A 12802-nucleotide genomic window follows, 5' to 3' on the forward strand; every position below is an offset into this window, starting at 1 on the left:
AGGGTGGATCAACAAAGAGCCGAACCATGACCCTGTCTGAAGCCACTACGATTACCAAACCAGAGACCCGCAAGCGGCCGCTTGTTGTCATGGAGCAGGTCTCCAAGGTCTTCTCCAACGGCACGCTGGCGCTTTCCGGCATGTCGATCGACGTGGAGAGCGGCGAGTTCATCAGCCTGCTCGGCCCCTCCGGTTGCGGCAAGTCGACGGCGTTGCGCATTATCGCCGGCCTCGGCGGCGCCTCAGGCGGCAGGATCGACTGGCCGAGTTCGCGCATCAACGCCAAGGGTCTTCCGGACGGCGATATCAGCTTCGTTTTCCAGGAACCGACGCTTCTCCCCTGGAAAACGGTCTTCGGCAATGTCCATCTGCCCTTGAAGCTGCGGGGGGTTTCGAAGGCGGCGGCGTATGAGCAGATCATGGAGACTTTGGCGACGGTCGGCCTTCAGGATTTCGCCGAGGCCTATCCGCGCGAATTATCCGGCGGCATGAAAATGCGTGTCTCGATCGCCCGCGCTCTGATCACCAAGCCGAAGCTGCTGCTGATGGACGAACCCTTTGCTGCGCTCGACGAAATCACCCGCCAGAAGCTCAATGATGACGTCCTGCGCCTCTGGCAGACAACGGGTATCACCGTCATCTTCGTCACCCACTCCGTTTATGAATCCGCCTATCTCTCCAACCGCATCGTCGTCATGAAGGCCCGTCCCGGCCGTGTCCACACGGATTTCCCACTGGTGACCAGCGGCGAGCGCGACCCTCTCTACAGGTCATCGGAAGAGTACCGGCAGGTTTGCGAGAAAGTCTCCCTCTCCCTGATCGAGGCCATCGGCTGGCCGGAGGCCCATTGATGAGCGACAGCACCAGCCTGCCCGCCGATCTTTCCACCAACGCCTCCGAGGCACCGCCTGCGCCGGCAATCAGGAAAAGGAACGCTGAGCGCCTCCTCGGCGTCACCGTGCCGGTGCTGACCGTCGTCGTCCTGGTCGCCCTCTGGCAGCTCCTCGTCGTCGGCGCCGACATCCCGCAATATATCCTGCCGAGCCCGATCGCCGTCGCCAAGGCGCTCGTCTCCGACTGGGGCATCCTGTGGCCGGCATTGTGGGTGACCACCCAGATCACCTTCATATCGCTGGTGCTGGCGCTCATCGGCGGCGTCGGCTTTGCCATCTTCCTCGTGCAGTCGCGCTGGATCGAGCTCGCCTTCTATCCGCTGGCGGTCATCCTGCAGGTCACGCCGATCGTGGCGATCGCGCCGCTGATCCTGATCTACGCGCCGACCCGCGAGTCGGCGCTGCTGATCTGCGGTTTCCTCGTCGCCTTCTTCCCGATCCTGTCCAACATGGTGCAAGGGCTGAAGAGCGTCGATCACAATCTGCTCAATCTCTTCGATCTCTATGGGGCCTCGCGCTGGCAGGCCTTGCTGCATCTGAAGCTGCCGGCCGCCCAGCCCTATTTCATGACGGGACTCCGGATCGGTGGCGGCCTGTCGCTCATCGCATCCGTCGTCGCGGAATTTGCCGCCGGCTCCGGCGGTCCGAATTCCGGCCTGGCTTTTCGCCTGCTCGAAGCGCAATACCGCCAGAACATGCCGCGCCTCTTTGCAGCCTTGCTGCTGTTGTCGGCGCTCGGCGTCGCCATCTTCGCCTTCACCTCCTTCATCTCATGGCTGAGCCTGCATCGCTGGCATGAGAGCAGCCTCAAGCGGGAGAACTGATGTCCCACGCCTTCATGTCTCCGCCGAATGCCGCCCGCTTCGTGCTGAGCAACGCCACCGTTCCCGCCGTGACGCTGTCCGGCTTTCGCGCACCCGCCAGCGAAGGGCTCGTCAGGGCCGATATCGTCGTCGCGGACGGCCTGATCAAGGATATCCTGCCGGCCGGCACCGCGCCGCCTGAATATGCCAAGGTCGATATGAAGGAAGGCATGATCTGGCCGACCTTCGTCGACATGCACACCCATCTCGACAAGGGCCATATATGGGAGCGACGCTCCAATCCGGACGGCAGCTTCATGGGCGCGCTCGATGCCGTGCGCTCCGACCGGGAAGCCAACTGGTCGGCCGACGATGTGCGCAAGCGCATGGAATTTTCGCTACGCTCAGCCTACGCCCACGGCACCGGCCTGATCCGCACCCACCTGGATTCGCTGGCGCCGCAGCACCGCATTTCCTTCGAGGTCTTCACGTCGGTCCGCGAGGCCTGGAAAGACAGGATCGCGCTGCAGGCTGTCGCCCTCTTCCCGCTCGACAGCATGGTGGACGATGCCTTCTTCGCGGATCTGCTCGGCGTCGTGCGCGATGCGGGCGGCCTGATGGGTGGCGTCACGCAGATGAACCCGGACATCGATGCGCAGCTCGACAAGTTGATCCGCGCCTCTGCCGACAACGGCCTCGACATCGATCTGCATGTCGACGAGACCGAGGACAGAGAGGTGCTGACGCTGAAGGCGATTGCCGAAGCCGTGCTCCGCAATGGCTTCACCGGCAAGGTCACCGCCGGGCATTGCTGCTCGCTCGCCCGCCAGGACGAGGATGTGGCCCGCGCCACCATCGATCTCGTCGCCAAGGCCGGGATTTCCATCGTCTCCCTGCCGATGTGCAACATGTATCTCCAGGACCGCCATGTGGGTCGCACACCGCGCTGGCGTGGCGTCACCCTGCTGCACGAGCTTGCCGCGGCCGGCATACCCACAGCCGTCTCCTCCGACAATACCCGCGATCCCTTCTATGCCTATGGCGATCTCGACCCTGTTGAGGTGTTCCGGGAAGCCGTGCGCATCCTGCATCTCGACCATCCGCTGGATACGGCCGCGCGCGTCGTCACCACCTCTCCCGCCAGCATCCTTGGTCGCCCGGACATCGGCCGCATCGCCGTCGGCGGCCCGGCCGATCTCGTCCTCTTCAGCGCCCGGCGCTGGAGCGAATTCCTTTCCCGCCCACAGTCCGACCGCGTCGTCCTTCGCAAAGGCAAGGTGATCGACCGGAGCCTGCCGGACTATCGTGAACTCGACAGCGTCATTGGAGCGTAAAATGCCGGATTATCAGCGCATCAAGAAGGAACTTGAAGGCATCGCCGTCGAAGACAATCCGGCGCTCGTGCGCCAGAAGAGCCGCGACTTCTATTGGTATTCGCCGATCCTGAAAGCGCAGCTCGACAATGTCACCGCCGACCTCGTCGTCACGCCGAAGACCGAGGAAGAGGTGATCCGCACGCTGAAGGTCGCCTATGCGCATGACGTGCCCGTAACGCCGCGCGGCGCCGGCACCGGCAATTACGGCCAGGCCATGCCGCTCTCCGGCGGCATCGTGCTCAACCTCGCCGCCATGAACAAGGTCAAGGAAATCCACACCGGCCGCGTCATCTGCGAACCCGGCATCGTCATCGCCGAACTCGACCGCCAGACCAAGGCCCATTCCGGCCAGGAGCTGCGCTTCCACCCCTCGACCGCACAGACGGCGACGATCGGCGGCTTCATCGCCGGCGGCTCCGGCGGCGTCGGCTCCATCACCTGGGGCGGGCTGCGCGATCTCGGCAATATCCTGCGCCTGCGCGTCGTCACCATGGAAGCAGAACCGCGTGTTCTCGACCTGACCGGTTGGGATTTGACCAAGGTCAGCCATGCCTATGGCACCAACGGCATCATCACCGAGATCGAAATGCCGCTGGCGCCCGCCTATGACTGGGTGGACGTGCTGGTCGGCTATGACGACTTCATGTCTGCCGTGCGCTTCTCCGATGCTCTCGCCAAGTGCAACGGCATACTGGTCAAGGAAATCGCACCGATCGCAGCACCCATCCCGCACGAATACTTCACCCGCCACAAGCCCTATATCCGCGAGGGACAGTCGGTCGTGGCGTTGATGATCGCGCCGCATTCGATGGATCCCTTCGTCGCCTTCGCCAGCCAGCAGAAGGGTGAGATCACCTTCCGCTCCGACAAGGTGGAGAGCATGAAGGGCATCCCGCACGCCTATGAACTCGCCTGGAACCATACGACGCTACGCGCCATCAAGGTCGATCCGTCGATCACCTACCTGCAGGTGCAGTATCCGGGACCGGACCATGTCGCCAAGGTGCAGAAGATGGTGGAAATCTTCGGTGATGAGGTGCCCGGCCATCTCGAATTCATCAAGTTCGACGGCCAGATCCAGTGCTCCGGCCTGCCGCTGGTGCGCTACACCTCCGAAGCCCGGCTCGAGGAGATCATCAAGATCCATCAGGATCACGGCTGCCCGATCTTCAATCCGCATCGCTATACGCTGGAGGAAGGCGGCATGAAGCAGACGGACGCCGTCCAGCTCGCCTTCAAGCGGGAAACCGACCCGAAAGGCCTGCTCAACCCCGGCAAGATGATCGCCTGGGACGATCCGAATTTCGACTTCAAGTCAGGCAAGAACTACCTCTTCCCCGGCCTTGCGGCGCTGATGGAGGCCTCATGAAGGTTCTCGTCCTTCATTCGCATCCGGTGGAGGAAAGCTTCGGTGCGGCGCTGCACCGGCAAACCATCGAGAGCCTGAAGACCGCCGGCCACGACGTCGATGACTGCAACCTCTATGCCGAGGGCTTCGATCCCGTGCTGTCGCGCCGCGATCGCATGATCTATCACGACTATCCCGACAATACCGAGGTGGTGAAGCCCTACGTCGAACGGCTGGAGCGCGCAGAAGCGCTTGTCATCGTCACGCCGGTCTGGAACTTCGGCTTTCCGGCCATTCTGAAAGGCTATTTCGACCGCGTCTGGCTCCCCGGCGTCTCCTTCGAGCTCGTCGACGGCAAGGTGCGCTCCAAGCTGCAGCATATCCGCAAGCTCGGCGCGGTGCTCACCTATGGCGCCGATCCCTTCCGCGCCTTCATCGCCGGCAATCCGCCGAAGAAGATCGTCAAGCGTGTCCTGCGGGCGCAGATCAAGCCCTTTGCCCCGGTCGTCTTCCTCGCCCACTACGACATGAACCGCTCGACCGACGAGACGAGAGGGCGGTTCCTTGAAAAGGTGAAGCAGGAAATGGGGCGGTTCTGACGCTCCAGCCTCAGGTCCGGGTCGAGATCAGCAGGAACATCGGCCGCTCGCGCTCGATCGCCCACTCCGGATGCAAGGCAAGTTCCGCATCGCTCGGCGACCACTCCTCGACATGCGCAATAGTGAAGCCTGACTTTATCAGCAGGTTGAGCGTCGTGCCCATGGTGCGATGCTGCTTGACAACGCCTTCGGCGAGCCAGTTCGTCACCCTCGGCCCCTCAATCTGATAGGCATTCAGCGGCCAAACCTTGCCGCCATCCGCGCCGACCAGCCATTCCGGCTGCCGCGGTGCCATGTAGATCGGATGTTCGATGGAAAAGATCAGCCGTCCGCCCGGCTTCAACGCCTGACGGATATTGATCAGAAGCCCGGCGAAATCCTTGATATAGTGGAAGGCGAGCGAGCTATAGACGAGATCGAAGCCGCCGGCCGGAAGCTGCAGCCTTTCCAGATCCGCCTTGTCGTAGCGAATGCGGGCATCCGTCGTCTCGGCGCGGGCACGCGCAAGCATGTTGTCCGACACATCGAGCCCTAGCACGCCGGCGGCGCCGTGCTCGGCCGCCCATCGGCAGAACCATCCGAAGCCGCAACCGAGATCGACGACATCGAGGGCATGCAGATCCGGCAGCAAGGCGCGAATAGCCGGCCACTCCGCAGCCCCAGCCAGCCCGTCGACCGAACGCTGAAGCCGGCTATAACCTTCGAAAAAGCCTGGATCGTCGTAGATATTCTGGGTCATGCCAGTCTCCCGAAGATCGGCAGGTTCGATCCGACAGCGCCAACACCGGAGCCGGAAGCGCTGAGGTTACATCACCTTCGCTGCCGTGACCTCGACCTCTACCAGAAACTCCGATCGGGTAAACCCGCCCACGATCAGCAGCGTCGAAACCGGCTTCGGATCCAGCGTATAGCGGTCGCGCACGGCCATATAGGCGGGGAAATCCTCGCGTGTGGTGACGAAACCGGCGATGCGGATGACGTCGGCGAAGCTCATGCCTGCATCGTCGAGAATGGCCTTGATTGCCTGGAAACACATCTCGGCCTGAGAGGTAACGTCATGCGGGATTCGGTCATCGAGGCCGATGCCGAGCTGGCCGGATGTGACAAGAAGACTGGCGCCAGGCGGCACCAGCAGGCCATGATTGTAATTGCCGAAGGGGCGTCGGACAGACGGTGGGTTGAATACCTTCTTCATCGATAGCGATTCCTCGTGATCGGACCGATTTCAGCATTTTGAGGCCAAGCCGACAAGCCGTTCAATGCGCTTGTGCTGAAGTAACCACCCGATTTCGACGGACCTCCAACAGGATATGACCGAAGAGTGCAGCCAGCACGATCGGGCCGCCGATCAACGTCGCCGTCGACGGGCGCTCGGCAAAGGCCATCCAGACCCAGAGCGGCGTCAGCGGCACTTCGAGCGCCGTCAGCAGGGCGGCATCCGAGGCCGGAACCAGCCGCGAGCCGAATGTGTAAAGGCTGAGGCCCATTGCATTCTGAATGATGCCGAAAGCGATGATCAGGCCGAGATCCTGTCCCGACAGCGCAAGCGGCGAAGCGAACCAGAAGGTAATGAAGGAGCACAGCCAGGCCGACAAAGCCATGGCCGGCAGCATCGGCACATTGCGATGCTGACGCATGACAACGGCGAGACCGGCGACCGTCAGTGTCATGACGCCCGCGAGAACCTTGCCGAGCCAGCTGCCCACGTCGCTCGCATGTCCCGAAAGCATGACGAGGACGCCGATGAAGGCGATGCCGCTGGCAACCAGCGTCCGCATGTTCGGACGCTCGCCGATGAAGAGAAAGGCAACGCCCGCGGTAACAAAGGGCACGGTCGCGTAGATGACCATGGCATCGGCAACCGAGGTATAATAGATCGAGCCGATACCGCTTATCATGGACGCCGTGGAAAAGATCGTCGCCGCCAGCGAAGGGCCGCGCATAGAGCGCAGGATGCGCCAGGCGTTGCGGCGTTCGATGTAGAAAAACAGCGTGAATACGCCCAGGCCTGAGACTATTCCACGACAGAAGAGGATGGTCATGAAGTCCGCATGGATCGCCCGCACGAAGAGACCGGAGGTCGACCAGGCCAGCGCCGAAAGCGCCACATAGGTCACGCCCAGCCTGTATTGCTGCTGTTCCGCCAGCGTCACCATCAACTCCCCCGTCCCTTAGCGGCAGATCATTAGCGAGCGGCGATGATACCCACAAGCAAAGCTTGCGCCGCTCCATGTCGCGGATGCCGGAAGATTGTGAGGGTTGCAGGAAGGCCACGCCAGATCCCGTCAGTTGAGTGGCGGATGGTCGATGTCGTCTTGAACACGGACCCGATCACATTCATCTTGCAGATATTCTCTGCCGCTTTACGGTCCGCATGGGTTTCGGTTCAGGGAGAATCAATTGCGCTTGCTGTCAGCCACCTTGTTCGCATGCGGCTGCGTCTGCCTGGCCGATGGTCCTCTTTGGCCGCCGGCGCAGACCTATGTCGATACGACGGTGCAATGCAGCCAGCGCAGCAATCCGGCCCGTTGCCAATACACGCGCGATACGTGGAAGGCCGACTATGACGAGGCCATTGCGGGCGGATATCGAGCCCAGAAACATGTCGCATTGTGCCTGAGTACCGGCTGCGATGAGGCAATTCAGCCCGACAAGATGCTCGGCTGCGCCTGGCGCATCGTCATTGCCGATGCGAGACATGCTGAGGCCGACAGCACCGATGCGATGAATCTCGACCGTTTCTGTGGAACCGATTATATCGACGAGAACGGAAAACTTGCGGCCGCATCCCAGGCGAAGGCAATGCTGCGCCTGATCGGAAAATAGCCGGCCGCAGAGCGGCCGGGGTCTCATTCAAACTCACGCGTAAGGCGTGAGGAAGACGCGGATCGCCTCGATCTCGTTCGGCCTGATGTCGTGGCCGCCGGGATGCCATTCGAGCGTCGTCTCAGCCTCCTGCCGCGCGAAATAATCGGCCAGAGCCTTGGTCACGGGCGCAGGCGAGATCGGATCCCGCTCGCCTGCGGTGATCAGCACACGCCTGCCCTCCAGCCGGGCATTGTCCTTCGGCTGGAACGGAATCAGCGGATGCATGAGCACGGCCGCGTCGAAAAGATCGCCATGCTCGATCAGCACGTTGGCGAGGATATTGGCCCCGTTGGAGAAACCGAGACCAAGCACCTGCGACGCGCCGTATTCGGCCGCAAGGCCCGAGACATAGGCCGCCATCTTGTCCGTTGCCCGAGCAAGGTCCGCCATATCGTAGACACCTTCGCCCGTCCGGCGGAAGAAGCGCGCCGCACCATGTTCCGAGACATCGCCGCGCGGCGACACGATGGTCGCCTCGGGCAGCAAGCGGGCACCGAAATCGAAGAACTGGTTCTCGTCACCGCCAGTGCCGTGAAAGGTGAAAAGAATGGGTTTTCCGGGTGCACCGGCCTTCAGCCGGTGCACATAGGTCGTATCCGTCATGATCCTCTCCCAATTAGCCTTCCAGCGGTTCGAGGTGCTGCTCGATCAAGGCGCGCAGATGCGCATGCTGCTCAGGCAGTTTCAGAGCCTCGCCGAGATGGGCCGTATCCTCGTCACGGTTGAAGCCGGGTTCGTTGGTGGCAACTTCGAACAGCACGCCGCCCGGCGTGCGGAAATAGATCGCCCAGAAGTAGTCGCGGTCGATAACAGGCGTGACCTGGTACCCCGTATCCATCAGCGCCTTGCGCACCTCAAGCTGCTTTGCGCGGTTCTCGACGGCAAAGGCGACGTGGTGGACGGAACCCGCGCCCGGAAGCGCACGGTTGATATTCGGCATGGTTTCAAGGTCGACATAGTCGGCACCGTTGCCGCCAGGCATGGCGAGGCGCTTGACGCCCTCATGCGTATCGACGACCTCGTAACCCATATATTTCAACAGTTCGGCCGTGGCGCCCTCGTCCCGCAGCCGCATGGCGACGGAATGGAAACCCCTGATGGCATGCTCGGCATCGACCCCGCCATGGGTCCAGGGCTGACGGCTGTCATCCTTGACTTCGACGAGAGCGAAGCCATCGCCATCCGGGCCGGCGAAATGCAGGCGCTTCTGACCGAAGGATTCGTCGGCTTTCAAGCCTTCGACACCCTGCTTGCCCAGCCGGTCGGTCCAATAGCCGATCGCACCTTCCGGAACGGAGAAGACGGTGTTGCCGACTTCGCCGGTGCCTGGGCGACCCTGTGCCATCTTCGGGAACGGAAAGTAGGTCATGATCGTGCCGGGCGCGCCGGTCTCGTCACCATAGTAGAGGTGATAGACATCGGGCGCATCGAAATTGACCGTTTTCTTAACGCGGCGCAGGCCGAGCGTATCGGTGAAGAACTTGTTGTTGGTCCGGGCGTCTCCAGCCATCGAAGTAACGTGGTGAAGACCTTTGATCTGATTGAGCATCTCTAACCCCTTGTCTCGCCTGCGACGGCAGGCGTTTCTCATGGGCAGAAGATGGTCCGGGAAGCCCTGTTTCGATAGCCCCCAAGTGCCAAACGGATTGTCTTCAATTGTTGAACGACGGATAGAGGTCGTTCAATATGAGCTTAGCTATTGCCCGGATTGCTCGGCAGCGCCCAATCGATCGGCTCTCGACCATTCTCAGCCAGATAGGCATTGGCCTTCGAAAAATGCCGGCAGCCGAGGAAACCGTTATGGGCAGACAGCGGCGATGGGTGGGCTGCCTTCAGCACCAGATGGCGTTCGGTATCGACAAAGGCCGCCTTCTTCTGTGCATAGGAGCCCCAGAGCATGAAGACGACGGCATCGCATTCGTCGTTGACCTTGCGGATCACGGCATCGGTAAAGCGCTCCCAGCCCTTGCCCTGATGTGAGGCGGCCTGCGATTCCTCGACCGTCAGCACGCTGTTGAGCAGCAGCACGCCCTGCTTCGCCCAGCTTTCCAGAAAGCCGTGCCGCGCTGGCGGAATGCCGAGATCGGTCTCGAGCTCCTTGTAGATATTGACAAGCGACGGCGGAATGCGCACGCCGGGGCGAACGCTGAAGCAGAGCCCATGCGCCTGACCGCTGCCGTGATAGGGGTCCTGCCCGAGAATGACGACCTGCACCTCATCGAGCGGCGTCAGATCCAGCGCCCGGAAATACTCGCTGCCGCGCGGAAAGATCACCTTGCCACGCTGCTTCTCCTCGACAAGAAAGGATTTGAGCTGCTGCATGTAGGGGCTTTCGAATTCCGGAGACAGCGCCTCTTTCCAGCTTTCCTCCAGCTTGATACCCGCTTCCGCCATCGTCTCTCGCCTCCGTCTGTTGTCAGCATGCCGATTGAGGATGAAAGCGAGGGCGTGTCAAGAAAATGGCGGATGCTGCGATGGGGAGATCACAGTTTTCAGGGCGCATGCACGGAAGCCTTTCATTCGAGGTTCCGCATTTCGGTATCCATCCAGCCGCAGAATTGCCGGACTGCTCTCGATTCCGAGCGGCGCTGGTAACGATATGTTCCGGTCTCCACTGGCTCATATCCGGGTAGCGTCACCAACGCGCCCGACTTCGTTTCCCTGCCTGTCAGAATTGTCGGTGCGAGTAACATCCCAAGACCGGCAACACAGGCATGAAGAGCAGCGTCGTCCGTGTCGAATGCATGGGCGAGAGAAAGGTCTGCTGGCGAAATATCAAACGTCTCGCACCAGAGCTTCCAGTCCCAGTTTCCCACACAGCATTGAAGAGCCGGTATGTCCGGAACGGCAATCTCCTGACTGGCATCCCTTGCCAGCAGGCTCGGAGAAACAACCGGGCGGCGCAGGTCGCGAGCAAGGAATTCCCATCCCTCGGCCGCCTCCCCTATCCGGAAATGACGGATGCTGACGTCAGAGTCCGGGACGGTTGGAAAACCTCGCGCAGAACTCGTTTCCACCCGAACGCGGACCTGTGGGCAGAGGGCGCGAAAACGATCCAGTGACGGGATGAGCCAACGCAGCGCAAGCGACGTCGTCGCGTGGACGCTGATTTCATTTTCGTCGCGATAAAGGGCATCGGCCGAACGCTCGATGAGTCCGATCGCCGGCGCGACCTCCTCATAGAACCGCCGTCCCACGTCGGTCAGCGAAATGGTGTTATTTCCTCGGCGGAAGAAGCCCACCCCAAGCTCGTCTTCGAGTTTTTTGAGTTGGTGGCTTACCGCGCCGGAGGTAACACCGAGTTCAGCGCCCGCGGCCGTCAGACTTCCGGTGCGCGCCACGATTGCAAATACCCTGATGGCGTTGAGAGAGACGCGATGCTTTTCCTGCATGAATTTTCCTCAGGCTCCCCTCAAATTCCTCGTTTGAGCATCACGCGAAAATCTAGCACAAGCGAAGGCGAAAAGGCTCCCAGGAAAATGAGATGTGCTCACGCCAATTACACAGATACCAAAGCCGTCGCATGGGTAGTCGCTGGGGCAGCATTATTTTCTTTAGGCCTCACATCGACAAAGTCTGCTGACGGAAGCATCGGTCCTTCGTCGTTTCCTTGACAGAAACAAAAAGCTACTCGCACTCAGAGGTCTTTAATGACTCCCCTTCGACATCACGGCCGCGATTTGATCGCGCTTTCCGCGCCAGTTGCAGGGATACCGTTCCGCTCGCCCACAGCCCGGGCTGTTGCCGCCCTGTCGCTGACCCAGCTCATTGGCTGGGGCGCCACGTTCTGGTTGCCTGCTGTCACAGGACCTGCCATGGCCGGCGAACTGGGCATGGCCCTGCCCATGGTCATGGCGGGACCGACAGTGATGCTTGTCGTGATGGCCATGGTGTCCTGGCCGCTGAGCGCCATCTTAGAGCGGCACGGCGCCCGCCCGATTATGGTTTGGGGGTCGCTTCTGGGCGCAGCCGGTCTGCTGGTCATGGGCTTGGCCAATGGTCCGGCACCCTATGTCCTGTCGTGGATCATTCTCGGGCTCGCCGGTGCCAGCATGTTAACGACACCGGCGCAAATCGCGGTGACCGAGATCGCCGGCGAGAAAGCGCGCCAGGCGCTCGGCGTGCTGATACTTGCCGGTGGGCTGACATCAACCATCGTCTGGCCGCTGACAGGCCTTCTGCAAGCTCAATGGGGATGGCGCACGACGACGCTGGTCTATGCCGCCCTCATGCTCCTTGTCTGCATGCCACTGCATTGGACCATGCTTGCGCACCGCCCCACGGAAAAATCGGCTGCGAAGGCGACGACCGAGCCTGCTTCCATCGACAGGCCGAGGTTCGTCCTGCTGGCCGCAAGCTTTGCCGCCAACGGCTTCGTAACCTGGGGATTTGCCCTCACCATCATCATTCTGTTCGAGGCTGCGGGGCTCGATCACGCCAGTGCGCTGGCGGCCGCAGCCTTCATCGGTATTGCTCGATGGGCGGGGCGCATGATCGACGTCCTCGGCGGCCGGCGATGGTCAGGCTTCGTCACCGGTGTTGCCGCCTCTGCCCTGTTTCCGCTGAGCTTCATCGTTCTTCTCCTAACCAACAATTTCATCGGCGCCATGCTTTTCGCCACGCTTTATGGAATTGCCAGTGGTATCACCGCCGTCACCCGAGCGACGCTGCCGCTCCAGATTTTCCCCGCCGGTGCCTATGCTCGCGCATCGGCACAGCTGGCCGTGCCGCTCAATCTCTCCTTTGCCGTCGCTCCACCGGCGTTCACCGCCATCATGACATCTGCCGGTCCTCATGCCGCCCTATGGCTGGCCTTTGCGATCTCAATCTTTGCCTTCTGCACGCTTCTTGGCCTTCTGCTGCTACATCGCCGAATGGACCACACAACACAAAGGGCTGAAACCTGATGTCATAG

General features: G+C 61.5%; 14 protein-coding genes. 7 read left to right on the plus strand and 7 right to left on the minus strand.

Annotated elements, in window-relative coordinates:
- Window positions 1–26: 26 nt before the first annotated feature.
- The 5 genes from AB8B29_RS11935 to AB8B29_RS11955 are packed head-to-tail and all read left to right on the plus strand — an operon-like array spanning window position 27 to window position 5019.
- On the plus strand, window positions 27–851 hold the full coding sequence (locus AB8B29_RS11935) for an ABC transporter ATP-binding protein (RefSeq protein ID WP_037195260.1): 825 nt from the start codon (window positions 27–29) through the stop codon (window positions 849–851).
- Entirely contained in the window at window positions 851–1717 is an 867-nt protein-coding gene (locus AB8B29_RS11940) for an ABC transporter permease (protein WP_037195262.1), read from the plus strand. Before AB8B29_RS11935 ends, AB8B29_RS11940 begins: the two co-directional genes overlap by 1 nt.
- Window positions 1717–3030: a cytosine deaminase gene (locus AB8B29_RS11945; RefSeq protein ID WP_037195264.1), complete on the plus strand. Its 1314-nt coding sequence runs from the start codon at window positions 1717–1719 to the stop codon at window positions 3028–3030. Before AB8B29_RS11940 ends, AB8B29_RS11945 begins: the two co-directional genes overlap by 1 nt.
- 1 nt (window position 3031) lies before the next feature.
- Window positions 3032–4441 (plus strand): FAD-binding oxidoreductase, encoded by a 1410-nt coding sequence (locus tag AB8B29_RS11950; RefSeq protein ID WP_037195266.1) that lies wholly within the window; start codon window positions 3032–3034, stop codon window positions 4439–4441.
- Window positions 4438–5019 carry an NAD(P)H-dependent oxidoreductase gene (locus AB8B29_RS11955; protein WP_037195268.1) on the plus strand — a complete coding sequence of 194 codons (582 nt, stop codon included), beginning with the start codon at window positions 4438–4440 and terminating at the stop codon, window positions 5017–5019. Before AB8B29_RS11950 ends, AB8B29_RS11955 begins: the two co-directional genes overlap by 4 nt.
- A 10-nt stretch (window positions 5020–5029) precedes the next feature.
- On the opposite strand, the gene AB8B29_RS11960 is transcribed toward AB8B29_RS11955, so the two are convergent.
- The 3 genes from AB8B29_RS11960 to AB8B29_RS11970 all read right to left on the minus strand — a co-directional run bounded on the left by AB8B29_RS11960 (window position 5030) and on the right by AB8B29_RS11970 (window position 7175).
- The gene (locus tag AB8B29_RS11960) at window positions 5030–5758 is read right to left on the minus strand and encodes a class I SAM-dependent methyltransferase (protein WP_037195270.1); all 729 of its coding nucleotides are present in this window, start codon (window positions 5756–5758) and stop codon (window positions 5030–5032) included.
- Between the two features lie 66 nt (window positions 5759–5824).
- Entirely contained in the window at window positions 5825–6214 is a 390-nt protein-coding gene (locus AB8B29_RS11965) for a RidA family protein (RefSeq protein ID WP_037195272.1), read from the minus strand.
- Window positions 6215–6275: 61 nt separating this feature from the next.
- Window positions 6276–7175 carry a DMT family transporter gene (locus tag AB8B29_RS11970; protein WP_202032697.1) on the minus strand — a complete coding sequence of 300 codons (900 nt, stop codon included), beginning with the start codon at window positions 7173–7175 and terminating at the stop codon, window positions 6276–6278.
- A 244-nt stretch (window positions 7176–7419) separates the two neighbouring features.
- Between AB8B29_RS11970 and AB8B29_RS11975 the strand changes: the two genes are divergently transcribed.
- Entirely contained in the window at window positions 7420–7845 is a 426-nt protein-coding gene (locus tag AB8B29_RS11975) for a hypothetical protein (RefSeq protein ID WP_439006545.1), read from the plus strand.
- A 33-nt stretch (window positions 7846–7878) separates the two neighbouring features.
- On the opposite strand, the gene AB8B29_RS11980 is transcribed toward AB8B29_RS11975, so the two are convergent.
- The 4 genes from AB8B29_RS11980 to AB8B29_RS11995 all read right to left on the minus strand — a co-directional run bounded on the left by AB8B29_RS11980 (window position 7879) and on the right by AB8B29_RS11995 (window position 11279).
- Window positions 7879–8490: an alpha/beta hydrolase gene (locus tag AB8B29_RS11980; RefSeq protein ID WP_037195276.1), complete on the minus strand. Its 612-nt coding sequence runs from the start codon at window positions 8488–8490 to the stop codon at window positions 7879–7881.
- A gap of 13 nt (window positions 8491–8503) precedes the next feature.
- Window positions 8504–9436, minus strand: a complete 933-nt coding sequence (locus tag AB8B29_RS11985; RefSeq protein ID WP_037195278.1) for a VOC family protein — start codon at window positions 9434–9436, stop codon at window positions 8504–8506.
- 143 nt (window positions 9437–9579) lie between these two features.
- Complete coding sequence (gene ung / locus AB8B29_RS11990; protein WP_037195280.1) at window positions 9580–10281, minus strand: uracil-DNA glycosylase; 702 nt, start codon at window positions 10279–10281, stop codon at window positions 9580–9582.
- Between the two features lie 122 nt (window positions 10282–10403).
- Window positions 10404–11279, minus strand: coding sequence for a LysR substrate-binding domain-containing protein (locus tag AB8B29_RS11995; RefSeq protein WP_037195282.1), 876 nt, complete (start codon window positions 11277–11279; stop codon window positions 10404–10406).
- A 258-nt stretch (window positions 11280–11537) separates the two neighbouring features.
- On the opposite strand from AB8B29_RS11995, the gene AB8B29_RS12000 reads away from it, so the two are divergent.
- Window positions 11538–12794, plus strand: coding sequence for an MFS transporter (locus AB8B29_RS12000; protein ID WP_113118445.1), 1257 nt, complete (start codon window positions 11538–11540; stop codon window positions 12792–12794).
- Window positions 12795–12802 lie beyond the last annotated feature (8 nt).

The sequence above is a fragment of the Rhizobium sp. 11_C7_N12_5 genome, assembly GCF_051811145.1.
Taxonomy (GTDB): domain Bacteria; phylum Pseudomonadota; class Alphaproteobacteria; order Rhizobiales; family Rhizobiaceae; genus Rhizobium; species Rhizobium lusitanum.